Raw genomic sequence first — 22,856 nt, 5'->3', positions numbered from 1 at the left:
GGGGCGTCTTCGATCCCGACGGAAGGCATGGCGCTATGGCGCTTGCATCGTTCATGGTTCCTCTCGGTACGCCGGCGCCGGATTTCGTGCTGCCGGATCTCGATCGGCGGGTGTATTCGCGGGCGGATTTCGTCGGGGGGCCGGGGTTGCTGGTGATGTTCGCGTCCAATCACTGTCCGTACGTCAGGCATGTCGAGTCGGTGCTGGGCGAGGTGGTGGATTCGCTGCCCATGCCCGCGGTGGCGATCTGTAGCAACGATGCCGGAATTTCCCCGGACGACGCCCCGATCGGGTTGCGCGACCAGGCGATTCGGGCGGGGTGGACGTTTCCCTATCTCATCGATGAGACACAGCAGGTCGGCCGCGCCTTCCGCGCCGCGTGCACGCCGGACTTCTTTCTCTACGACGCGCACCTGACGCTGGCCTACCGCGGCGCGCTAGACGAATCCACCCCGGGCAACGGAAAGCCGGTGACCGGCAAGGAATTGCGGTCCGCCATCGAAACGGTCCTGGATGCCGCGCCGGTACCGGAACCACACCGGCCGAGCATGGGGTGCTCGATCAAGTGGCGCGAGAGCTGAACTCGGCGCCCGCTGATGCGGGACAATAACCGCGGACAACGTCGCAGGCCGCACGGCCGGAGGAAAGGGGTGGGACGTTGGCAACGATCGTCCTCGTACACGGCATCGCCCAGGAGCAGGCGTCGGCCGACACGCTGGAGGCCCAGTGGTTGCCCGGCCTCGCGGGCGGAGTACGCAACCACGGCGACCTGGAACTCGCCGATCGCCTGTGGCGCAACGGCAGACCGGGTGACATCTCGACCAGGATGGCGTTCTACGGCAATCAGTTCTTGGCCGAGGGAGCGCAGGGCGGCGCCGTCGGCGATCTCGACGACGAGCAACTCGAGCTGATGGAGCAGCTCGCCGAACTCTGGTTGGCGACGGCCGCCGAGCACGCGGGCGACCAGCGGGATCGGCTGACCGCGCAGCGCCTGACCGCGGTGGTGCCGCCGGAGGCCAAGGCGCAGGGCGCCAAAGCCGCGCTGCGCCCGGCACTCAACGCCTTGGTGCGGCTGCGCTGGTTCGCGCCGTTCGGCATCGGGCTCGCGGAGAAGTTCGTGGTGCGCGCCCTGTCCCAGGTGGCCCGCTATTTCACCGACGAGAACGTGCGCGAGTACGCGCAACAGCAGGTGCTCGCGCAGGTCGGGCCGGAGACCGAACTGGTTGTCGCGCACTCGCTCGGCTCGGTCGTCGCCTACGAGGCGCTGCATCGCGTCGACCAGGAGGTGACCCTGCTGACCATGGGTTCCCCGCTCGGCCTGCGCACCGTCATCTACGAGCGGCTCCGCCCGCAACCCGCCACGGTCCCGAAAGCCGTTGCGGCTTGGCATAATCTGGTGGACCGCGACGATCTGGTCGCCGCGCATCTCGATCTCACCCCGTTCTTCCCGCCGTTCCCCGGCGCCGGGGTAGTGCCGGTCACCGAGGAACCACTGGACAACGGCGCGAGTCCGCACGACTCGACGCACTACCTGACGAAGGCGATCACGGGCGGCATCGTCGCGAAAGCACTGACCGCTTAACGCTTCTCGGCCGGCTCCGGCGCGGGCTCGCCGACCTGTTCGCGGTCCCGCCACAGCAGCACGAGCGCGAAGGCCAGGCCCGCCAGCGTCAGCGCCGCGCCCACGAGGGGGATCGCCCGCAGACCCGAGCCGTCGCCGAGCACCCAGCCTCCCAACCGCCCCGCACCGGCGGCCGCCAGCTGGAAGCCGGAGGCATTCACCGCGACGGCCAGGGTCGGCGCGGCGGCGGCCGCCGTGATCACCCGGGTCTGCATGCCGGGAACGATCGCGAACGCGAGCGCACCGATCACGAAAGTCATTACCACCGCGGCGATTCGGTTGCCGCCGAGCGCCCAGAACAGCAACAGCGCCACGGCGAGCACCGCGAGCAATCTCGCCACCGCCGTCCGGGTGCGATCGGCGAGCCATCCGCCCACCTGATTGCCGACGACCGCGCCGGCGCCGTACACCAGCAGCAGGACCGGCACCGCCCCCGTGCCGAATCCACTGAAATCGGTGAGCAGCGGTGTGATGAAGGTGAAAACGGTGACCACACCGATATTCCCGAGCACCGTCAACGCGATTGCCGACCAGACCGCCCGGTCGCCGAACACGCGCAACTCCCCGAGTACCGATTCGGCGGCGGTACCGGGCGCGTCCGGCAGGTACCGCAGCACCACCGGCAAGGCGAGACCCACACACAATGCCACCGCGACGAAAGTGGCTCGCCAGCCGAAACTTTGGCCGATCAGCGCGCCGATCGGCGTGCCGAGCACGATCCCGAGGTTCAATCCGAGCGCTACCCGGGCGACCGCGGTGGCTTCTTTCCCGGGCTCGGCCGTCGACACCGCGGTGGCGATCGCGACCGCGAAGAAGGTGGCGACGATCAGCCCGGCGGCCGCCCGCATCGCCAGCAGCACAGGGTAATTCGGCGCCAGGGCCGAACCCGTGTTGGCGAATATCGCGAACACGACCAGCCCGGCGACGAGCCGCCTGCGCGACATCCGCGCGGTCAGCAGGGTCACCACCGGCCCGCCGACGATCATGCCGATCGCGTAGGCGGTCACCAGCATGCCGGCGGCGGGCACCGAAACCGCTAGTCCGCCGGACACTTCCGGCAGGATCCCGGCGATCACGAATTCCCCGGTCGTCAGACCGAACACCACCAACATCAGGGACAGGACAGCAGGGCGCATCAGAGCATCCTCAGATAGTTCGAACTCAAATGATATGAACTAGAACTATCACAGTTCGAACGATGCGCGCTAGACTCGGAGCAATGAAGCGCCGACCCCCGCCGCCCGTGGAGACCGAGCTCGACCGGGACGTCTGCAAACTCGTGCACCGCTTCACCCACCGCCTCGACCAGCACGTCCGCCGCGTCGCCGAGCAGTTGGACCTGACGCCGTCCCAGGTCATCGCCCTGCGCGAACTGTCGGAGCCGATCACCGCACGCGAGCTCGCCACTCGGATGTCGTGCGAGCCGTCCAATGCGACCTTCGTCCTGGACCGGCTCGAGGAACAGGAACTGATCCGCCGCGAGCCGCACCCGAGCGACCGGCGCGCCAAACAGATCGTGCTGACCCCGGCGGGCACTCGGCAACGGGCGGTCGCGGTCGAGTTGCTCAATACGGACTCGCCGCTGACCTCACTGACCGCCACCCAGCAGCGCGCACTGCGCGATCTGCTCCAGGCCATGGCCGCCGAAGACTGACACTTGATTAGACATACGGTCGAACGTATTGTTTGTTCATGACCGTGGCGTACCCCACCACCGAAGAGACCGACCCCTTCTGCCTTCCCTCACTGGAGGCCGCGGCCCTGCTCTACGACTCCCCCTGGCGGCGCTTCGCGGTGATCGGGGACAGCCTGTCGGTGGGCACCGGCGACCCCAGCCCCGGCTACGCGACCCTCGGCTGGGCCGATCGCGTCGCCGACGTGCTGCGCCGGGTGCGGCCCGATCTCGCGTATCTCAATACCGGCGTAGTCGGCGCGACCACCGCGGAGGTCGTCCGGCACCAAGCGGATCGACTGCTGGAATTCGGCCCGGACCTACTGCACCTGTCCAGCGGCGCCAACGATATCGTCCGCCGCACACCGGATTTCGGCGAGATCGAGCAGCAGCTACGCGATATGTATCGACTCGGTGCGCGCACCGGGGCCACGATGACGGTCTTCACCCTCGGCAGAGCCTATGTGGTGCCGGTCTTTCCGGATTGGACCGACCGCGTCCGCAGGCTCAACGACCTCACCCGCTCATTGGCCGCGGAATACGATGTCGCCGTAGTCGATTGCTGGGAGCACCCGCTCAACGACCGCCCGAATCTGTTGAGCGCGGACCGGATTCATTTCTCCGCGGCCGGACAGGCGGTCCTGGCGGCGGAGGTGGTCAAGCAGCTCGCACACCTGCTCGACACCCCCGCCCAGCGACGCGACTACTGATCCGCCTCGGGCAGATGCACTTTCGCGTCGTCGTAGGTGGCGGTGGTGGCCGCCTCGTCGCGGGTGTAGATCAGGTTGAGCACACCGGTCTCGAACGTCTGCGAGGAGAGCAGCCGCAGCGGCAGCGTCGATTCGCGGTCCGGGAACAGCCGAGCGCCCTTGCCCACGACGATCGGGTGCACCAGCAGGTGCAATTCATCCAGCAGTCCGGCTTCGAGCAACTGGAGCACGACCGAGACCGAACCGCTCATGCCGATATCGCCACCGGGCTCGTTCTTCAACGCGGTCACGCCCTCGATCAGACCACCCTGCAACACCTCGGAATTACGCCAGGTGAACTCCAGATCCTGGTGCGAGACGACGACCTTGCGCGCGTCGCCGAGCACCTTCGCGAAGGCCGCGTCCTCGCCGCCCGCGGCCTCCCGATCCGGCCAGGCGCCCGCGAAGCCCTCGTAGGTGTTGCGTCCGAGCAGCAGGGTGTCGGCGGCGCCGAGCTGGGCGTTGACCGCAACGCCCATCTCGTCGTTGAAGTACGGGAAGTGCCAGTCCTGCGGGTTGTCGATGACGCCGTCGAGTGACATGAACAGACCTGCGGTGATTTTTCTCATCGCCCAACTCCTGGATCAGTGGTGAGTACGTTGCCTGATCCGACGGTGCGGTGCGCGGAAAATCATCGGTCAGCGCATCGGCTCAGATCCGTTCGGCTTCCAGCACCCAGACCGGCAGCAACAGATGACCGTCCGCGTCCAGTTCGAGCGGCATGCCCTGCAGCAACTCCTGGAACGCCGGCGGCGGTTTGATCGCGGTCAACTTGCCGGGTCGCAGCTCGATGAGTCGCCAGTCCGGCGCGGCGAAAGCCCCTCGCAACTCGTCTTCGCCGACCGCGTAGGGCGCGTAGCCGGCACTGTGCGGCCCTTCCGAGAAGCAGAGCTGGAACAGCCGCGCGCCGGGCCGCATCACCCGATGCAGTGCTGCCACATGCGCTTTGCGCTGCTCGGGGTCGAGACAGTGCGCGAGCGCGCTGCTGACCACGGTGTCGAATCGGTTGTCGTACCCGCCGAGTTCGGTGGCGTCCGCGACGGCGAAGGCCACCGTCACGTCGCGCTCGGCGGCCCGCGCGCGGGCCTTCCCGATGGCGGTCGGCGCGAAGTCCAGGCCCGTCACCCGATAGCCGAGTCCGGCCAGATAGATGGCGGTATCCCCTGGGCCACAACCGATGTCGAGCACATCGCCGGTGACCCGGCCGCTGCGCTCGAACTCCACGAGCAGTGGTTGCGGGCGATCTATCTCCCAGGGCAGCCGATCCATCACGGCGCCCTCGACGAGGGTTCCGCTCCGGTAGGCCTGCTCGAAATCAATGTCGGCCGGGTCGAGCCCGGATGGTGCCTCACTCTCGGTCATGAACCTGCCCCTTGCCTCGATGGTGGATCAGGATGAACGAACCGATCCTATCGAGAAACGGAGAACAAAGCTCCGTTTTGACGTGACATGCATTTCGCCGGGTTCAGTTGCCGACCCCGGCGCCGTGGAACGCCGCACGATAGCTCTGCGGAGTGGTGCCGACCACGCGCTTGAATCGGTCCCGGAAGGCGGTCGGCGAGCCGAACCCGACCTGCCCGGCGATCCGGTCCACCGGGTGACCGGTGGACTCCAGCAGATACTGCGCCTGCCGAATCCTGGCCCGCAGCAACCATTGCAGCGGCGTGGTGCCGACCTGCTCGCGGAAATGCCGGTTCAGGGTGCGGGTGCTGAGTTTGGCGTGCGCGGCGATGTCGTCGAGGGTCAGATCCCTCGCGGAATTGTCCCGCATCCACTGCATCACCGGTTCCAGCGAACAGCCACGCGGGGTCGGCGGCTGGTCGTGCACGATGAATTGCGCCTGCCCCCCTTCACGTTCCAGCGGCACCACCGACAGCCGCGCGGTGTCGGCGGCCACCGCGGAACCGTGGTCGCGCCGAATCATGTGCAGGCACAGGTCGATTCCCGCCGCGGCGCCCGCCGAGGTGAGCAGCTGACCGTTGTCCACGTAGAGCACGTCCGGATCGAGGTCGATCTCGGGATAGCGGGCGGCGAACTGCGTCGCGGCGATCCAGTGCGTGGTCGCCCGCTGCCCGTCGAGCAGGCCGGTCGCGGCGAGCACGAACGCGCCCACGCAGATGGACGCGATCCTGGTGCCCGCGGCCGCCGCCTGCCGCAGCGCGTCGAGCACCTCGTCCGGCACGGGCCGCTCGGGCTCGGCCCGGCCGGGCACAATGATGGTGTCGGCTTCGGCCAGCGCGGTGAGATCGTAGGGCGGATGCAGCGTGAACGCGCCCGCGTCGACGGTGGGGGTGACACCGCAGACCCGCACCCGATAGGCCATCCGCCCGTCGGGCAGTCGAGCGCCGCCGAACACATCGACCGGCGTCGCGAGGTCGGACGGAATGACCTTGTCCAGCGCCAGGACGGCTACGACATGCATGGCTTCAGAATAGGGCGCACCCGGATTCCAGCCAATAGCCATGAGCAGTACATCTTCTGCAAACTACGACGTCAGAGCTATTGGCGGGAATCGACCGGTGTATGGCCGTTTCGCCTATTTCGCTTCGGCTCGATGATCGTTAACCTCGCGGCTGTGACGAAGTTCCTGCTTTCGGTCCATGTGCTGGCCGTGATCATCGCCGTCGGGCCGGTCACGGTCGCGGCGAGCATGTTCGCGCCCACCACCCGCCGCGCCCTCGCCGGCCCCGCGAACGATCGCGACGCCGCCGTACTGGCGACGCTGCATCGCATCTGCCGGGTCTACGCCTACATCGGGATCCTGGTTCCCACCTTCGGCGCGCTCACCGCCTTGAGCCTCGGCGTGCTCACCGACAAGTGGCTCATCGTTTCCATCGGCTTGACCGCGGCCGCCGCCGGGGTGCTCGCCATGCTCATCCTGCCCGGTCAAGGCAAGATCCTCGCCGATCTGCCTGCCACGACCCCGGCACTGATCCGGCGCCTGGGCATGGACACCGGCATCTTCAACGTGCTGTGGGTGGTCGTCACCGTGCTGATGATCGTCCGCCCCGGCTCCACCACCGGGGCCTGACGACCGCGGCGGTCTATTCCGGGGTCATGTGCCGGATCGACTCCCCGCCCTTGGTGTGGTGCAGCCTGCCGAATCGGCTGTCCAGCAGATGCGCCATGCTTTCGGCCGCACCGGTGTACGCCTCCTCGACCGACGCCGCCCGATGGGTGACCGCGACCGGCGGTTGACCGTTCGGCCGCGCCTCGAGCACGCACTGCTTGTCGTCCGGTCCGCCCTTCTCACCGTTCTGGTCGGTGAGGTGCGCCTCGACCCGCGTCAGCTGCGCGCTGAAACGGTCGAGCACCGAGGCGATTTCGGCCTCGGCCCGCTCGATCAGGCTCGCGCCGCCGTGGATGCCGCTTCCGGTATTGATCTGGATCTGCACTGCTTTCTCCATTCCGTGGGGTGGCAAACTCGACGAAACCGACACTACCTGCGTGCGTCCGGTGGCCGAGCGCACGACGCAGGCCCGGTCCGTGGCGGACCGGGCCCAGCGGGCGTGTGAGCTGCGCGATTCAGGCGCGATCGGCCCGCTTGCGCAGGACGACCGTGGTCGCCAGCAGCGGCACGATCACCGCGATCATCAGGACCGGCGACAGCCACGCCATGGTCGGAATCGGCAACTGGTAGGCGAGCACCACCCGGATCATCGCCTCGCCCACCAGGCCCGCGCCCCACAGCACGGCCAGGGCGGCGAACATCCGGCGCTTCGCGGCGTTGTCGCGGTAGACGGCTTCGAGAGCGGCGACCCGGGCGGGGCCACCGGCGACGGCCGCTTTACGCGCCGCCAGGTAGGTCAGCGGCTTGCCGACCACGGCACTGATCAGGAAAGCCAGGCCGATCAGCAGGGTGCCCGCAGAATCCTTCACGATCATCATCCGCGGGTCGCCGCTGATCAGCGACGTGACGAGGCCGAAGGCGAAGACACTCAACAGGATTGCGGGAAACACCTCCAGCCTGCGGTGCCGGATCGCCTCGACGAGCACCATCGCCCCGGACAGCACGGTGCCGGCCAGCAGGCCGGCAAAATCGCTGTATCCCAGTGCGTGCATGACGAAGTAGGCGCCCACGGGGACGGCGATATCGCGGGCGATCGGCGCGAGCAGCCTCAGGTGGCTGACCGGTGCGACGGTGACGGCGGGCTCGGCGGTGTCGGTGGTGACGGTCATCGGGTGCTCCTCGGCGGCGTATTCAGCGGTGCGCTACGAGAATTGACGCTACGGGCGCCGAAGAGCGGGCGGATCTGTCAACCATCACGACTGCGGCATGACAAGTGTCATGCTCGCGAAATCACGCCCAGAGTGCCGCGACGACGGCCTGGTAGTCGCAGGGTTGCAGCGAGGGCCGTCCGGTCGCCAGCAACCAGCGCTCGACCGCGCGGTCCGCGTCGGTGCGATAGGTGCGCTCGCCGCCGCGCTCGATCTCGATCACCCCGCGCTGCACCCGCAGGGTCTCCGCCTCCGACAGTTGCGCGATGAAACCCTGGTATTCGCTGTCGTTTTCGCCGCAGCCGTCGGCCGCCCGGGGTGCCGCGGCGATCAGCCCGTGCAGTTGCGCCTCGTCGCCGGAGGACAGCCGCCACTGGGGATTCGGCCTGCCGGAACGGATATCGAGTTCGACCCGGATCATGACCACACCCCTGTTGACCACGCGCCGCGAGGTGGGGCGGTGACCGCTGCCCCGAGCGGAGTCTCCGGCATCACTGTTCTCCTCGGCGGGCGCTCGAATGCGCTGATGGTAGCCCTGGTTCGGCGTCGCGGCCACCGGACGGAGCAGACTATTCGGACACGCCGCCGCCACCCCGGTACGCGCGTGCCAACCGGGCTTCACCTGGTGTAGTCCGCGGGGTCAGCCGCCGAAGACGTTGCAGCCGTAGCCCAGATGCACGCCGCGCCCGACGCGCAGGTCCACGCTCGCGACAATGCGGTCGTCGGGGGCTTGCACCGCGCTGATCGTGTGCGGGCCTTCCGTCGCGGGCACCCAGTCGCTCAGCGCGGTTCCGCCGGACGGACGGCCGGCCGCGAACGGCACCCCGTTGTCGTAGAAGACCACGGGCTGCGTCACGTCGGTCACCGCCGCGCGGGCCGTGTAGGTGCAGCCGGTCCCGTAGTTGGTCGCCAGCCCGAAATTGATCCCCGGGTACATCGAAACCTGGGTCACCGTCGCCCCCGCCATGGGCGCGGCCAGCGCCGCCGCCACCCCGAACACTCCCGCCACAACACCGATTCGCATCCGCATCCCGAGGGTCCTATCCGTCCTGATCACCGGTTCGCACCCCGGCCGACGTGGCCACGCACCCGGGGCAACTCCCCTAGATCCTCACCCCGGCCAGGCCCCGGGCGCGCCCGAACCGCCGAACTCGCCCCGCCGCAGCACGATCCGGCCGGGAATTCCCCGCTGACAAGGGGTCAAGCCTTGCCCGAGGTGCGGGTTGCGCCCGCCGAGGCGGCCACCACGCAGACGATCCCCAACCACTGCGGAATGTTCATCACCTGCCCCAGCAGGATCAGACCTGCCAGCGCGGCCACCGCGGGCTCCAGGCTCATCAGCACGCCGAACACCCGGGGTGGAATGCGCCGCAGCGCTTCGAGTTCCACCGAATACGGCAGCACCGAGGACAGCATCGCCACCAGGAAACCGACCACCAGTATTTCGGGATCGAGCAGAGCGCTGCCCGCCTCGATGATCCCGATCGGCGCGATGAGCAATCCGCCGAAGGCCATCGCGATCGCGAGCCCGCCACCGCCGCTGGTCTGTTCGCCCAGGGCCGCGCTCAACAGGATGTAGCCCGCCCAGCACACCCCGGCCCCTAACGCCAGCAGCACGCCGACCCACTCGACGTCCCCCTCGGCCTGGGTCAGCAACAGCACACCGCCGCCCGCCAGCACCGCCCACACCGGGTCGATCCAGCGTCGCGACCCGGCCAGCGCGACGGCCAGCGGTCCGAGGAATTCGATCATCACCGCCATGCCGAGCGGAATGCGATCCATCGCCTCGTAGATGGACAGGTTCATCAAGGCGAGCACCGCGCCGTACGCCAGCGCCACCGGCACCGCGCGCCAGCCGATGCGCAACGCCGAACGCCAGAACAGCACCAGCACGAGCCCGGCGAAGACCAGTCGGATGCCGGCCGCGCCCGCGGCCCCCGTCGCCGCGAACAATTGCTTGGCCAGTGCCGCACCCACCTGCACGCTGACGATCCCGGCCAGTACCAGCGCCGTGGGCGGCACGCCGCCGAGTCCGCGCTCCGCGACGCCCCGCCACACGGTCCACGCTCGTCCCCCGCGAATCGGCCGTTCGACGTCGATCGCTACCACGGCAATTCTCCCATCCACAGACCAATGTGCTTCGCCGCCGTTGCCCAGCGAAACACATCTCTACGACAAGGAGAATTCAGTTTTTACTCCCCCACCCGCGCGAATGCGCTCCCGCGCAGGTCAAAACCCTGCGCCGGGAGCGCATTCCGGCGGCTACTTACGGCCGAGCGCGGATTCCAGCTGGGACTTGTTCATCTTGGAACGGCCCTCGATGTTGCGCTGGCGCGCCTCGTTGTACAGCTGGTCGCGGGTCGGCCCCTTGGGCCCCTTGCGCCCGGAACGCTGTCCGCCGCGGCTCTGCGGTGACTTGTCCTTGATCGAGGAACGGCTCGCGGTCTTGGATTCGCCGGACTGCGCACGGTTTTTGTTCACCGTCCGTGCCGCGATCTCCTTGGCCCGTTTGGTGCTCGCGCCGCGATCCTCGGCGGAGTCCTTGATGTGCTCGTACTGACGTTCCCGTTTATCACTCCATTGCTTCGGCATGTCACACCTCCTGCGCATCGAGTACCCCGATAACACTGCGCAAACATGCTTGCCGACGCCCGCGCACGGGTGGCACTTCCGCCCTGGGTGAACATCGCGTCGAGCGGCGGCGCGGGGTGCGAGACTCTTGGGTATGGCAGCAGAAGAGGATGGCGTGGTAGTCGATCTCGCTGCGCGCCGCCGCGCCGAACCCCATCGCGAGCCGGTCGAGGCGGCGACGCCGCTGTTGCGTGCCGTCTACGGTGAGGTGCTCCGGGACGAGCGGCTGGACCAGGATCGGACGCTGGCCGAGGTCGCGGCCGAGGTGGGAATGTCCAAGCAGTACCTGTCCGAGATCGAGCGGGGCCGCAAGGAACCGTCCTCGGAGATGCTGCACTCGATCTGCGGCGCGCTCGGCATGCCGATCGAATCGCTGCTCTTCCGCGGCGCGCGCCGCCTGGGCGCGCTGCGCCGGCTGCACCCCCGCAAGGTCTCCGAGACCCGCGTCGAGATGCTGGCGCTGGCTGCCTGAACCCGTTCCGCGACAAATCGTTCCGCGTAATCCAGAGCCGCGGCGCCGACGGGTGATCCTTCGACGCCGCGCTGGATTCGCGCTCAATGGCTGCGGGTCACGATCAGTTCGTCGGCCAGCCCGTACGCCACCGCGTCCGCGGCGGTGAAGACCCGGTCGCGGGCCGTGTCCTTGCGCAACTGCTCGACCCGCTGACCGGTGTGTTTGCTCAAGATCTCCTCGGTCTGCGCGCGAATCCGCATCACCTCCGCCGCCTGCAGCGCCAGGTCGGAAATGGTGCCCTGCCCCTGCGCGGACGGCTGATGTAGCAGTACCCGCGAGTGCGCGAGCACATACCGGCGTCCCGGAGCGCCCGCGGCCAGCAGCACCGCCGCGGCGGAGACCGCCTGCCCCATGCAGTAGGTCTCGATCGGGGTGCGCATGAACTGCATGGTGTCGTAGATCGCGAGCATCGCGGTGTTCGAGCCGCCCGGTGAATTGATGTAGATGCCGATCTCGCGGTCCGGCGATTCAGACTCCAGATGCAGCAGCTGCGCCATCACCACATTGGCGACACCGTCGTCGATCTCGGTGCCGAGGAAGATGATTCGGTCGTTGAGCAATCTGCTGAACACGTCGAAGGAGCGCTCGCCGTTCGGCGTCCGTTCGATGACATGCGGAATGGTGTATTGCGACATGACTACAGCCCCGCTCGATGTGCGTTGGTGAATGGTGCGATCTGGTGGAAGTTTTCGGCGATCCGATCGACGATCCCGTACTCGCGCGCCTGCTCCGGGGTGAACCAGCGGTCCCGGTCGCTGTCCTCGCGGATCTCCTCGAGCGTATGGCCGGTCTCGGCCGCGAGGATCTGCTCGGACTGCAACTTCATGTACTCGAGATTCTCCGCCTGAATCGCGATGTCCATCGCGGTGCCGCCGATGCCCGCGGACGGCTGGTGCATCATGATCCGGCTGTGCGGCAAACTGATTCGCTTGCCGTGCGTGCCGGAGGCGAGCAGTACCTGCCCCATGCTCGCGGCGAATCCGACCGCGACGGTGACCACGTCGTTGGGGATCAGCTTCATGGTGTCGTAGATGGCGAGTCCGGCGAGCACCGAGCCGCCGGGCGAGTTGATGTAGACGACGATGTCACGTTTGGCGTTCTCGGCGGACAGCAGCACCAGCTCGGTGCAGGCCCGCTCGGCCATCGCGTCGTCGACCTCACCGGTGAGCAAGATCGTCCGATGGCGGAACAATCTGTCGGCTAGTTGGCCTCGATAGTCCAGGTGCGATGTTTCGATCATGCCTCAGGTCTAGTCGCGCTCCGCCCCTGATCGGCGCTGTGTCTGCCAACAGCAGACCGCCGTTGCTACAGTGCGCGAATGCAGGACGGCACGACTTTGCGGCAGGCCCGCACCGAGGACACGGCGGCGATCGCGACGATCTGGTACGAGGGCTGGCAGGTCGCACACCTGGGCAACGTGCCCGACGAGCTGCTGCGCGTCCGCTCCCGCGCCTCCTTCGATACCCGTGCGGCACAGCGGATTCCGCAGACCACGGTCGCGCTCGTCGCCGACACCGTCGCCGGGTTCGTCATGGTGGCAGGCGACGAGGTGGAGCAGGTCTACGTCGCCGCCCAGCACCGCGGTACCGGCCTCGCCGCCCCGCTGCTGGCTGCCGCCGAACAGCGGGTATACACCGGCGGCCATCGCGAAGCCTGGCTCGCGGTCGTCGCGGGCAATGCCCGAGCCCGTAAGTTCTACGAAAACCACGGCTGGACCGACAAGGGGCCGTTCACCCACCATGCCCCCGGCCCCGACGGTCCCATCGAAGTCCCGGCCCACCGGTATGTGAAAGCCGTCGCACCGTAGGGCTCAGTGCTCGCCTACCACCAGGGGGAATTCGGGGGTGCCGCCGAGCAGGAAGGCGCCTGCTGTTTGGAGCATCTGGTCGTGGGCCATGAGGTGGGTGCTCATGGTGCTGGCGTCGCGCAACCAGATGTCGAGCGGGCTCGGTTTGTACACCGACGCCGTGCCGACCAGCTCGCACAGCCGGGCGACGATGCGGCGACAGGCCCGGTACGCGTGGGTCCGGGTCAGCAGGGTTTGGATCCGGAGATCGGCGGGAAGTTCGGCGAAACGCTTGTGGTCCAAGGCTTCCCACTGGGTACGCAGGCTCTCCACCACCGCGGCACGGGCGACGATGTACTCCATTTCGCACTCCCCCAGGATGTATTGGGCGCGATAGTTGTCCGCCCACCGCCGGCCGGTACCGGGCAGCACCTTGCCCTCGGCCAGCTCGCGGACGTGATCGAGCGCGGCCCGCGCGGCACCGAGCGGAATGCCGGGCATCACCCGGGGCAACGTCTCCGGTTCGGCGAGTTTACCTGTGCCGCTTTTCGGTTCGAAGAAGTCGAAGGAATGGTGCTCGGGGATGAACAGGTTGTCGACGGCGTAGTCGTTGCTGCCGCTGCCGCGCAAACCGGTGCTGTCCCAGGTGTCGTAGACCTGCACCTGATCACGCCGCATGCAGAACATCCGGGCGAGCGGCGCACCGTCGGCGCGCGCCGGCGCGCCGTCGTCGAACACCATGGCACCGCCGACCACTAGGTCGGCATGGTTGATCGCGCTGCCCAGTTTCCAGCGCCCGCTCAGCCGGTAGCCGCCGGGAACGCGATCGGCTCGGCCCGCGGGCGCGATCAATCCCGCGGTGATGAGATCGCGGGTCGGCATCAGTTCGGCGACGGCCTGCTCGTCGAGGAATCCGGCGTAGACGCCGGTCGCCGCGCCGATCATCGCGCACCAACCGGTGGCGGTGTCACCGTAAGCCAGCGCCTCGAACACCTCCAGCTGCTCCAGCGAGGTGAGCCCGGGCCCGCCGAGTTCGGTGCTGAAACCCATCGCGTAGATCCCCATCGCGCGCAGCCGCTCGACGATATCGGCCGGCAACTGGCGCGCCGCATCGATCTCCTGTCGTCGCTTCGCCAGCTCTGGCGCGAAAGCCTTTGCGGCTTTAAGTAACTCGTCCGCTGTCGTCATCTCGGGCACCGTAGATCCTCCGCTCATCTCGACAACGCCTGCCGCGCAAGCACCGTCGAGTATCGCCGGACTCGGCTACACCGCCCAGGGTTCAGTCCGGTGGCCGGACCGAGCCCCCGCGCCCCGCCTCGACCGTGTGCGCGCCGGGGTCGTGCAACAGCGGGTCGCCGGTGGCGATCATGCTGCCGAGCAGGGCCAAAGTACGTTCGGACTCCGAACCCGGTTGGGCGTGATAGGCGATGAGCAGCTGGCCCGGCGCACCGTTCACCGTGAAAGTCTCGTAGTCCAGGGTCATCTCACCGACCAGGGGATGGGCGAAGCGCTTGCGGCCCGCGATCTTCGCGCGGATATCGTGCCTGGCCCACAGGGTGCGGAAGTCCTCGCTCTTGAGCGACAACTCGCCGACGAGGTCGGTCAGCCGCGGATCGTCCAGATCCGTACCGACATTGGCGCGCAAGCTCGCCACGGTCTCCGCCGCATGCTGCGACCAATCCGGATAGATCCGGCGGGCTTCCGGGTCGAGGAACATCATCCGGACCTGATTCACGCCGGGCACCGAACATGGATTGACAACTGCGGCAAGCGGATTCGCGATCAACACATCGAGATACCGGCCGAGCACCAGCGCGGGCGTGTTGGGCCACTGCGCCATCAGGCTAGCCAGCCCGGGGCTCACGCGTTCCGCGCGCTGCGGCGCCCGGCGCTGCCGCACCGGCGGCCTGGCCAGATCCCGCAGGTGTGCGGTGGCCTCCTCGTCCAGGTCGAATACCCGCGCCAGCGCCGCCACCACCTGCTCGGAGGGGTGCTTGTCCCGCCCTTGCTCGAGCCGCACGTAATAGTCGGCGCTCATCCCCGCAAGCATCGCGACCTCTTCGCGGCGCAGGCCCGATACCCGGCGCTGACCACCGCCGGACATCCCGAAATCCTCCGGGCGCACCAGCTCGCGCCGTGCCCGCAGGAAGGCGCCCAGTCGATTGTCGGAATCCATGCTTCGAGCGTAAGTGAGCCCCGGCCATCCTGGGTGGCCCTCGCACTACCAGGAAGTCCTTCCCCTGGCACGGCGTCGTGACCAGCACGAATGTTGTGGTCATGACAAACAACCTCACCGGCCGCGTGGCGGTCGTCACCGGCGCGCACCGAACTCGGTGACGGCATGCGCGATACCAGCCAGAAGTCCGGCCTCGCAGAATGGCGCGACAGCTTGGAAACCCTTGCGGCCGAGGACATCGCGGACGCGATCGGCTACGCGGTCGCGGCACCCAAGCGGATGAACGTGGCCGAAATGATCGTCGTCCCCACCCAGCAGGGCTGACAAGCGAAGGCCCGCTGACACTTTCGCGCGTCAGCGGGCCTCACCCGGCGAATGCCGAACTGCTACTTCTCGATTCCCTCGAAGTCGAACAGTCCGTTCCAGGCCAGCTCGGCCTTCTTGACGTTCTCCGAGCGGCCTGCGGCGGCCTGGTAGTCGAACATCGGGATATCGGCCATGTCCTTGAACAACAGCGTCTGCGCCTGCGCGACGATCTTGTAGGACTCCTCCTGCGTCGACGCGGCCAGCGCATCGTTCAGCAGTTTGTCGAACTCGGGGTTGTTGTAGTTGACGTTGTTGGTCTCGGAGAAGCTGTAGTACATCGCGCTGAGGAACTGCAGCATCGTCGGGTAGTCACCCTGCCAGCCGTACCGGAACGCCTTGTTGATCGTCTTGGCGTTGATCAGGTCCCGGATGGTCTTGAACGTCGGATACGGGGTGCCGACGGCCTCGATGCCGAGGGTGTTCTTGATGCTGTTCGCCGTGGCTTCGACCCAGCCCTGGTGGCCGCCGTCGGAGTTGTAGGCGATCTCGTACGTGCCCGACCACGGCGAAATGGCGTCGGCCTGCGCCCACAGTTTCTTGGCCTCGGTCGGGTCGAACCGCAACACCTCCGAGCCGGGCAGGTCGCCCTTGAAGCCGGGCAGCGTGCTCGCGGTGAAGTCCCGCGCCGGAATCCGGGTGCCGTGGAAGATGTTCTGCGAGATCTGTTCCCGGTTGATCGCCATCGACAGCGCCTTGCGCCGGAGCAGTCCTTCCTCGCCGCCGAAGTGCGGCACCGTGGTCTGGATGCCGATGGACGCCTTGTACGCGATCGGCTTGGTGATCGCGCGATCGCCGAGGTCCTGCTTGTAGGTGCCCATCGCGCTGTCGGGGATCACGTCGAGGGTGTCGAGGTTGCCCGCCTGCAAGTCCGCGTACGCCGTGTCGAACGACTGGTACATCACGAAGCGCAGGCCGTCGTTCTTGGCCGGCCGCCCACCCTTGTATTCCGGGTTGGGCACCAGGTCGATCTGCACGTTGTGCTGCCACGCGGTGTCGCTGGCGAACTTGTACGGACCGTTGCCGATCGGGTGCTCGCCGAACGCCTTCATGTCCTTGAACGCCACCTCGGGCAGCGGGTAGAACGGCGCGTAACCGAGTTCGGTCTCGAAGTCGATGGACGGCGATTCGAGCTCGACGGTGAAGGTGCGATCGTCGATCACCTTCAGCCCGGACATCGTCTTGACCGTCGGGTTCTCCGCCGACACGTCCTTGAAGCCCTTGATCGGATTGAACACGTAGCTCTGCAGCTGTGCGTTGGTGCTGAGCGCGCCGTAGTTCCAGGCGTCGACATACGACTTCGCGGTGACCGGAGTGCCGTCGCTGAACTTCCAGTCCGGCTTCAGGGTGATCTTGTAGTTCTTCCGGTCGGTCGTTTCGATCTTGTCGGCGACCTCGTTGTGCGCCTTGCCGTCGGCGTCGTAGTACTTCAACCCGGCCCACAGCCGGTCGACCACGCGACCGCCCATGTTCTCGTTGGTGTTGGTGGGCACCAGCGGGTTCTGCGGCTCCCCGGCATTGGTGGTCACGATGCTCGAATCCGCACCGCCGTCCGACGAACATGCGGTCGCCCCGAGGCTTGTGGCCATCAGTGCCGCCGCGAGCAGCGCACCAGCTCTTGTGAATCTCACGCGTTCTCCCGATTCATAACCGGTTTTCGGGACACACCCGAGCACGACGGAACTCCCCGTGCCCGATCCCGACAACCTTGGAATGTCCTCGGACACTAAACCTTCCGCGCCCGGTTGTCATGGGATCTACCGATGACCAGACCCGCGCCCGCGCTGCCGGGCCGGGTCACGGCTCACGCGCGGCTCTCGATGCTCTCCTTGACCTTGGCGATGGCGAAGCCCCAGGCCTGATCCAGCGTGGGCTTCGGCGGCACGGAGATCTCGTCGGGGTTGGTGACCACATCGAGCAGCACCGGCTTGCGTTGCTGCAGCGCCTCCGCAATCGCCCCGTCGAGCTCGTCCGGGTCGGTGACCCGGCGCGACTGCAGGCCCATCGCCTGCGCGACCGCGGCGATGTCGGGGTTGTCCAGCACGGTGCCGAATTCGGGCAGGCCGCCTTCCTCCTGCTCGAGTTTGACCATGCCGAGCCGGCCGTTGTTGAACACCACCGCGGTGAACGGGAGGTCGTAGGTGACGGCCGTGCGCAGGTCACCGAGCAGCATCAGCAGTCCGCCGTCGCCGCAGAAGGCGACGACCTGCCGGTCGCGATCGAGGATCTGTGCTCCGAGGGCCTGCGGCATCGCGTTGGCCATGGACCCGAAATTGAACGACCCGAGCAGCCGGCGCGAGCCGCGCATGGTGAGGAACCGGGACAGCCACACCGTCGACATGCCGGTGTCCGAGGTGAAGATCGCGTCGTCGGACGCGTGCTTGTTCACCGCGGCGGCGACCGCCTCGGGGCGGATCAGCTCGTCCGGATTGTCCAGGTGACGCCGGATCCGGCCCAGGAATTTGCGGTCGTGCTTCGGCTCGGCCAGCCGCAGCTGACTTTCCATCCAGCTCTGATAGTGCGACTGCGCCTTCGACAGGTGCTTGTCCGATTTCTTGGCGTCCAGCTTCGGGAGCAGCTCGCGCAGCGCCGGACCCGCATGACCGACCATCGCGACGTCGACCGCGGTGCGCCGGCCGATGTGCTCCAGCCGCGCGTCGAGCTGGATGACTGTCTTGCCGGTGGGGTACCAGTCGCGATACGGGAAGTCGGTGCCGACCAGGAACAGCACGTCACAATCCTCGAGCGCCGCGTTCGCGGCCGGATTACCGATCAACCCGGTCTGCCCGACGGCGTACGGGTTGTCGTCCTCGAGGCCCTCTTTCGCTTTGATCGTCAGCACCATGGGCGCGTTGAGCTTCGCCGCCAGTTCCAGCGCCTCGGCGCGCGCTTCCCTGGCCCCGATCCCGACCAGCAAGGTCACCTTCTCCGCCTGGTTCAGCGTTTCGGCGGCCTGGCGCAGCTCATCGGGGCCGGGAACGATCGTGCGATCGCGGGCGACGAACCGCGGGCGGGCATCGGGATCGGCGAGCTTCAGTCCCCCGACATCACCCGGAATCGTCAGCACGGCGACGCCCTGACGCGAGACGGCGGCGTTCACCGCCTGCTCGAGCAGCCGCGGCATCTGCTCCGCGGTGGTGACCGTCGCGGTGAACTCGGCGACGTCGCGGAAGACGGAGTCGTTGTCGACCTCCTGGAAGTACTCGCTGCCGATCTCGGCGGTGGGCACCTGGCCACAGATCGCGAGCACGGGCGCGTGCGATTTCTTCGCGTCGTAGAGCCCGCCGAGCAGGTGGATCGACCCGGGTCCGACCGTACCCATACACACCCCGATGGTGCCGGTGAGCTGGGCTTGGGCCCCGGCGGCGTAGGCGGCGACCTCCTCGTGGCGTACCCCGATCCATTCCACCCGATCGTCGCGTCGGATCGCGTCGGTGATCGGGTTGAGCGCGTCGCCGACGACACCCCAGATGTGGGTGACGCCCTCCTCGGCCAGTGCGCTGACAATCATTTCCGCGATCGTGGTCATTCCTCGGCTCCTCTGCGGTCTGTCGTCTTTCTCGGCCTCGTTACCTCGTCTTTCCGCGGGCATACCCGGCTACCAGCACACCATGCCGCGTAGCGAGGTGAACCACATTCCGGTCACGTCCGCCGTTTGCCTCCGACCGCGCGGGGTAGCCCGGGGGCATGCAGATCATCGACCTGGCCGCCCGAGGCACCCCGGTCAGCGCTTGGTCGCCTTGGCGGCAGCGCCAGCACGAACTCTCCCTCGTGGGCTGGCGGCATCTGGTCGTGGTTGCCCCGCACCCCGACGACGAGGTACTCGGCGTCGGCGGGTTGATCGCGCTGGCACGTGCGCAAGGCCTGCCGGTCACCGTCGTCACGGTCACCGACGGCGAGGGCTCCCATCCCGGCTCGCCCACCTACTCCCCGGCCGAACTGGCAGACCTGCGTGCGCTCGAATCACGGCGCGCGGCAGCGGAATTGGGCGCCGACGCGCCGCTCCAATTGGGCGTCGAAGACGGCAAGGTGGCCGCTGCGGAGGCTGCGGTCACCGACGCCATCACCGGTGTGCTCGCCGAATGCGGACGCTCCGGTGTGTGGTGCGCGACGACCTGGCGCCACGACGGGCACCCCGATCACGAGGCAGTGGGGCGCGCCGCGGCCGCAGCCTGCGCCGGTTCGCCTACCAGGCTGCTCGAATTCCCGATCTGGATGTGGCACTGGGCGACTCCCGAACATCCCGTGGTGCCCAGCAGCCGGGCCCGTACGTTGACCCTCCCCGGCCCGGCGGTCGAGGCCAAATTGCGCGCCATCGCGCAGTTCCGCAGCCAGATCCTGCCGATCTCGGAGCATCCAGCCGATCAGGCGGTGCTGCCGCCGCACGCCCTCGACCGGTTCACCGGCACCAGCGAGACGTTCTTCGTCTGAACTCCACTAGCTCGACCCCATCAGCCGCCGCATGAAATAGGTGTATTGCAGGGCGCTCATCTGCGCCTGCTCATCGATCGTGGTGCCCGCGCCGTGGCCGCCCTGGGTCGCCTCGTAGAAGAGGTACGGGTTGCCGAGTTCGGCGAGCCGCGCGGCAAACTTGCGGGCGTGCTGCGGGCCGACCCGGTCGTCCTTGGTGGTGGTCCAGATGAACGGCTCGGGATATCGCACACCGGAACGCAATTGGCGATACGGCGAGATGGATTCGAGGAACGCGCGCTGCGCGGGATCGGCGACACTGCCGTATTCGCCCACCCAGGACGCCCCCGCGGCGATCTTCTCGTAGCGCACCATGTCGAGCAGGGGCACCTGAATGCCCACCGCCTGCCACATTTCCGGATGCTGGGTGAGCTCGACACCCATCAGCAGCCCGCCGTTCGAACCCCCCAGAATGCCGAGATGCTCTGGGGCGGTGATGTTTCTGGTGATCAGGTCCTTGCCGACCGCGGCGAAGTCGTCGAAGGCACGCTGCCGGTTGGTGGTCAGCGCCGCCTCATGCCAGGCGGGCCCGAATTCACCGCCGCCGCGGATATTGGCCACCACGAAAGCGCCGCCCCGCGCCAGCCACAGCCGGCCGAGCACACCGTCATAGGTGGGGGTTTGCGAGATCTCGAAGCCACCGTAGCCGTACATGATCGTGGGTGTGCTGCTGTCGAAACGCAGATCGGCGGCGTGCACGATGAAGTACGGCACCTGGGTGCCGTCCGGTGAGACGGCCTTGTGCTGTTCGACCACATACCTGGACGAATCGAACCTGGACGGCGTGGATTTCACCGGTTGCACCTGCCCGCTCACGGTGTCCAGCCGCCACACGGTGGTCGGATCCAGAAAGGACGTCACCGACAGATACGCGGCGCTGCCCTTCGCGTCCGCGTCCACCGTCGCGATCGCGGCGTTGTCCGGCAACGGAACCGGGGCTGCCGACCATGAACCGTCCGGCTGCGGAGTGTATATGGCGGCACGGCCGCGCACGTCGTTCATCGAGGTGACAACCAGCCGATCGCGGGTGGCGAGTACACCCTCCGCGGTCTCGGTCGGGCCCGGCACGTACACCGGGGTGGCGCGTAGCCGCTGCGGATCTTTCACCATCTCGTCGGCGTTCAGCGACACCAGCGATCCCGCCCGGAAAGTCGCGCCTGCGGTCGTCCAGTCCTGCCGCACGGTCAGCACGATCCGGTCGCCGACCCGTCCGGCGAAGTCCGCCTTCGGGGGCAGCGCGAGGGTGGCCGTGCCCGACCCGGTGAGCAGGGTGAAGCTGCGTTCGAAGAACGACGGCGAGCGCTGAACGACGTTGAGCCTGTTGCCGTTTCCGTCACTCAGCAGCAGCGGCGCGGTCGCCAGGGCATCCGCCTTGTCGCCACGCACCACCTCCGTCGCGTCCGCGAGCGGACGGCCGCGCACCACCTTCTTGACGATGTACGGATAGCCCGACGTGGTCACCTCACCCGGCTGCCATTCCCGCGACACCAGCAGGGTGTCCTCGCCGGACCAGGCGACGTTCTGTTTACTGCGCGGCAGGACGAACCCGTCGGACACGAACTGCCCCGTGGTCACGTCGAATTCGCGGATCGTGATCGCGTCCTCGCCGCCCTCGGACAGGCTGATCAAGCAGCGCGTTCCGCTCACCGACGCACAGTCGGCACCCTTCCAGACCCAGTTCTCGTCCTCAGTTTTCGCCAGCGCGTCCAGATCGAGCAGCGTGGCCCAATTCGGTTGCGCCGACTCGTAATCGGCGACCGAGGTGACCCGCCAGACCCCCCGCGTGTGCGCGGGGTCCTGCCAGAAGTTGGCGATCCGCCCGTCCACCAGCTGCGGCACCGGCAGGCGGTCGGGCGCGTTCCCGAGTTCCTTTGCCGTGGCGAGGTTCTCGGCGTAGCGCGGGTCCTGCTCCAGGACGCCGAGCGTCTTCTCGTTCTCCGCCGCCACCCAGCTGCGCGCCCGCGCACTGTCCAACTCTTCCAGCCACAGGAACGGGTCGTCCGGAGCCGCGTCCCGCCCACCACACGCGGCCACCGTCATCACCGCGCACACTGCCGCGGCGGCCCTGGTCATACCTCGAACGCCCACGCCACTCATGCTGCTCCCTGCGGATCACACTTCGCTGCACCGACCGAGCTGTCCCGGGCAGCCTACCGAAAACGTCCCATGAACGGGTTGACCTCGAGTGCGGTCGAGGTTTCAGACTGTCGGGTATGACGACCTGGATTTGTGATGGGTGCGGGCTCGAGCACGCGAATACCGTTGCGCCGCCGCCGGACAACGGCTGCGTGTTCGCCAGCGACGCGGTGAGCATCGAGGAGCGCGGCGACCTGGGGCCGCACGGGCACTGGACGACGCATGCGGAACTCGCGCGACAACCGCACGAGGTGGAGCAGCGCGACCACGGGCGCGGGCTGCACAGCCTGCGCCGCACACCGCGATTCGCGATCGGCCACTGGTCGTTCGTCGCGCAGACGCCGCACGGCAATCTGCTCTGGGATCCGCCCGCCTACATCGACGACGACATCGTCGAGCGGGTTCGCGCGCTCGGCGGCGTCGCGGCGGTCGCCACCAGCCATCCGCACATGTTCGCCGCACAGGTCAGCTGGAGTCATGCGTTCGGCAAGGTGCCGGTGTTGATCAACGCGCTCGACCG

27 protein-coding genes are annotated in these 22,856 nt (G+C 67.7%); 10 read left to right on the top strand and 17 right to left on the bottom strand.

Going from position 1 to position 22,856, the window contains the following annotated elements:
- Window positions 1-35 precede the first annotated feature (35 nt).
- Together TY25_RS08945 and TY25_RS08940 are read left to right on the top strand one after the other, a co-directional pair.
- The gene (locus TY25_RS08945; protein WP_042255452.1) at window positions 36-581 is read left to right on the top strand and encodes a thioredoxin family protein; all 546 of its coding nucleotides are present in this window, start codon (window positions 36-38) and stop codon (window positions 579-581) included.
- A 77-nt stretch (window positions 582-658) separates the two neighbouring features.
- Window positions 659-1,582, top strand: a complete 924-nt coding sequence (locus TY25_RS08940) for a hypothetical protein (RefSeq protein WP_042255451.1) — start codon at window positions 659-661, stop codon at window positions 1,580-1,582.
- Here TY25_RS08940 and TY25_RS08935 read toward each other — a convergent pair.
- Window positions 1,579-2,757, bottom strand: coding sequence for an MFS transporter (locus TY25_RS08935; RefSeq protein WP_042255450.1), 1,179 nt, complete (start codon window positions 2,755-2,757; stop codon window positions 1,579-1,581). The two genes, TY25_RS08940 and TY25_RS08935, sit on opposite strands and share 4 nt — an antisense overlap.
- A gap of 83 nt (window positions 2,758-2,840) precedes the next feature.
- Here TY25_RS08935 and TY25_RS08930 point away from each other — a divergent pair, with 83 nt between their 5' ends.
- The gene (locus tag TY25_RS08930) at window positions 2,841-3,275 is read left to right on the top strand and encodes a MarR family winged helix-turn-helix transcriptional regulator (protein ID WP_042255449.1); all 435 of its coding nucleotides are present in this window, start codon (window positions 2,841-2,843) and stop codon (window positions 3,273-3,275) included.
- A gap of 38 nt (window positions 3,276-3,313) precedes the next feature.
- On the top strand, window positions 3,314-4,003 hold the full coding sequence (locus TY25_RS08925) for an SGNH/GDSL hydrolase family protein (RefSeq protein WP_042255448.1): 690 nt from the start codon (window positions 3,314-3,316) through the stop codon (window positions 4,001-4,003).
- Here TY25_RS08925 and TY25_RS08920 read toward each other — a convergent pair.
- The 3 genes from TY25_RS08920 to TY25_RS08910 form a co-directional block, all read right to left on the bottom strand.
- On the bottom strand, window positions 3,997-4,611 hold the full coding sequence (locus TY25_RS08920; RefSeq protein ID WP_042255447.1) for a dihydrofolate reductase family protein: 615 nt from the start codon (window positions 4,609-4,611) through the stop codon (window positions 3,997-3,999). The genes TY25_RS08925 and TY25_RS08920 overlap by 7 nt on opposite strands.
- An 82-nt stretch (window positions 4,612-4,693) precedes the next feature.
- On the bottom strand, window positions 4,694-5,404 hold the full coding sequence (locus TY25_RS08915; protein WP_042255446.1) for a class I SAM-dependent methyltransferase: 711 nt from the start codon (window positions 5,402-5,404) through the stop codon (window positions 4,694-4,696).
- A gap of 103 nt (window positions 5,405-5,507) precedes the next feature.
- The gene (locus TY25_RS08910) at window positions 5,508-6,464 is read right to left on the bottom strand and encodes a GlxA family transcriptional regulator (protein WP_042255445.1); all 957 of its coding nucleotides are present in this window, start codon (window positions 6,462-6,464) and stop codon (window positions 5,508-5,510) included.
- 153 nt (window positions 6,465-6,617) lie between these two features.
- On the opposite strand from TY25_RS08910, the gene TY25_RS08905 reads away from it, so the two are divergent.
- Window positions 6,618-7,073 (top strand): hypothetical protein, encoded by a 456-nt coding sequence (locus TY25_RS08905; RefSeq protein ID WP_029892824.1) that lies wholly within the window; start codon window positions 6,618-6,620, stop codon window positions 7,071-7,073.
- Window positions 7,074-7,086: 13 nt separating this feature from the next.
- On the opposite strand, the gene TY25_RS08900 is transcribed toward TY25_RS08905, so the two are convergent.
- From TY25_RS08900 to TY25_RS08875, 6 genes are all read right to left on the bottom strand, one after another.
- On the bottom strand, window positions 7,087-7,437 hold the full coding sequence (locus TY25_RS08900) for a hypothetical protein (protein ID WP_029892823.1): 351 nt from the start codon (window positions 7,435-7,437) through the stop codon (window positions 7,087-7,089).
- Between the two features lie 130 nt (window positions 7,438-7,567).
- On the bottom strand, window positions 7,568-8,221 hold the full coding sequence (locus TY25_RS08895; protein ID WP_042255444.1) for a VC0807 family protein: 654 nt from the start codon (window positions 8,219-8,221) through the stop codon (window positions 7,568-7,570).
- Between the two features lie 121 nt (window positions 8,222-8,342).
- Window positions 8,343-8,681: a hypothetical protein gene (locus TY25_RS08890; protein WP_042255477.1), complete on the bottom strand. Its 339-nt coding sequence runs from the start codon at window positions 8,679-8,681 to the stop codon at window positions 8,343-8,345.
- 219 nt (window positions 8,682-8,900) lie between these two features.
- Window positions 8,901-9,290, bottom strand: coding sequence for a hypothetical protein (locus tag TY25_RS08885; protein WP_146154155.1), 390 nt, complete (start codon window positions 9,288-9,290; stop codon window positions 8,901-8,903).
- Window positions 9,291-9,460: 170 nt separating this feature from the next.
- Complete coding sequence (locus TY25_RS08880) at window positions 9,461-10,369, bottom strand: EamA family transporter (RefSeq protein WP_063602713.1); 909 nt, start codon at window positions 10,367-10,369, stop codon at window positions 9,461-9,463.
- Window positions 10,370-10,522: 153 nt separating this feature from the next.
- Window positions 10,523-10,852 carry a hypothetical protein gene (locus TY25_RS08875; protein ID WP_029892818.1) on the bottom strand — a complete coding sequence of 110 codons (330 nt, stop codon included), beginning with the start codon at window positions 10,850-10,852 and terminating at the stop codon, window positions 10,523-10,525.
- Window positions 10,853-10,985: 133 nt separating this feature from the next.
- Between TY25_RS08875 and TY25_RS08870 the strand changes: the two genes are divergently transcribed.
- Window positions 10,986-11,363 (top strand): helix-turn-helix domain-containing protein, encoded by a 378-nt coding sequence (locus tag TY25_RS08870; RefSeq protein ID WP_042255442.1) that lies wholly within the window; start codon window positions 10,986-10,988, stop codon window positions 11,361-11,363.
- A gap of 83 nt (window positions 11,364-11,446) precedes the next feature.
- On the opposite strand, the gene TY25_RS08865 is transcribed toward TY25_RS08870, so the two are convergent.
- Both TY25_RS08865 and TY25_RS08860 read right to left on the bottom strand, forming a co-directional pair.
- A complete protein-coding gene (locus TY25_RS08865) occupies window positions 11,447-12,040 on the bottom strand; it encodes an ATP-dependent Clp protease proteolytic subunit (RefSeq protein ID WP_042255441.1) in 594 nt (197 codons plus the stop codon).
- A gap of 2 nt (window positions 12,041-12,042) precedes the next feature.
- A complete protein-coding gene (locus TY25_RS08860; protein ID WP_042255440.1) occupies window positions 12,043-12,645 on the bottom strand; it encodes a ClpP family protease in 603 nt (200 codons plus the stop codon).
- 78 nt (window positions 12,646-12,723) lie between these two features.
- On the opposite strand from TY25_RS08860, the gene TY25_RS08855 reads away from it, so the two are divergent.
- Complete coding sequence (locus TY25_RS08855; protein WP_042255439.1) at window positions 12,724-13,212, top strand: GNAT family N-acetyltransferase; 489 nt, start codon at window positions 12,724-12,726, stop codon at window positions 13,210-13,212.
- Window positions 13,213-13,215: 3 nt separating this feature from the next.
- Here TY25_RS08855 and TY25_RS08850 read toward each other — a convergent pair whose 3' ends face one another.
- Together TY25_RS08850 and TY25_RS08845 are read right to left on the bottom strand one after the other, a co-directional pair.
- Entirely contained in the window at window positions 13,216-14,379 is a 1,164-nt protein-coding gene (locus tag TY25_RS08850) for an acyl-CoA dehydrogenase family protein (protein ID WP_169744334.1), read from the bottom strand.
- Between the two features lie 91 nt (window positions 14,380-14,470).
- Window positions 14,471-15,367 carry a helix-turn-helix transcriptional regulator gene (locus TY25_RS08845; protein WP_042255437.1) on the bottom strand — a complete coding sequence of 299 codons (897 nt, stop codon included), beginning with the start codon at window positions 15,365-15,367 and terminating at the stop codon, window positions 14,471-14,473.
- A gap of 165 nt (window positions 15,368-15,532) precedes the next feature.
- Here TY25_RS08845 and TY25_RS42510 point away from each other — a divergent pair, with 165 nt between their 5' ends.
- On the top strand, window positions 15,533-15,691 hold the full coding sequence (locus TY25_RS42510) for a Rossmann-fold NAD(P)-binding domain-containing protein (RefSeq protein ID WP_201773651.1): 159 nt from the start codon (window positions 15,533-15,535) through the stop codon (window positions 15,689-15,691).
- 62 nt (window positions 15,692-15,753) lie between these two features.
- Here TY25_RS42510 and TY25_RS08840 read toward each other — a convergent pair whose 3' ends face one another.
- On the bottom strand, window positions 15,754-17,319 hold the full coding sequence (locus tag TY25_RS08840; RefSeq protein WP_042255436.1) for a peptide ABC transporter substrate-binding protein: 1,566 nt from the start codon (window positions 17,317-17,319) through the stop codon (window positions 15,754-15,756).
- A gap of 215 nt (window positions 17,320-17,534) precedes the next feature.
- Entirely contained in the window at window positions 17,535-19,259 is a 1,725-nt protein-coding gene (locus TY25_RS08835; protein WP_042255435.1) for a thiamine pyrophosphate-dependent enzyme, read from the bottom strand.
- Window positions 19,260-19,417: 158 nt separating this feature from the next.
- Here TY25_RS08835 and TY25_RS08830 point away from each other — a divergent pair, with 158 nt between their 5' ends.
- Window positions 19,418-20,161, top strand: coding sequence for a PIG-L deacetylase family protein (locus TY25_RS08830; protein ID WP_042255434.1), 744 nt, complete (start codon window positions 19,418-19,420; stop codon window positions 20,159-20,161).
- Between the two features lie 6 nt (window positions 20,162-20,167).
- Here the strand turns inward: TY25_RS08830 and TY25_RS08825 are convergent, their stop codons facing one another.
- Complete coding sequence (locus TY25_RS08825; RefSeq protein WP_236639100.1) at window positions 20,168-22,297, bottom strand: prolyl oligopeptidase family serine peptidase; 2,130 nt, start codon at window positions 22,295-22,297, stop codon at window positions 20,168-20,170.
- Between the two features lie 116 nt (window positions 22,298-22,413).
- On the opposite strand from TY25_RS08825, the gene TY25_RS08820 reads away from it, so the two are divergent.
- Window positions 22,414-22,856, top strand: a 443-nt coding sequence (locus TY25_RS08820) for a hypothetical protein (RefSeq protein ID WP_042255433.1), incomplete at its 3' end; no start/stop codon positions are given.

Source organism: Nocardia brasiliensis NBRC 14402 (assembly GCF_000308475.2).
Taxonomy (GTDB): Bacteria; Actinomycetota; Actinomycetes; order Mycobacteriales; family Mycobacteriaceae; genus Nocardia; species Nocardia brasiliensis.
The sequence above is the reverse complement of the archived record's forward strand: the minus strand, read 5'-3'. Positions and strand labels throughout refer to the sequence as shown.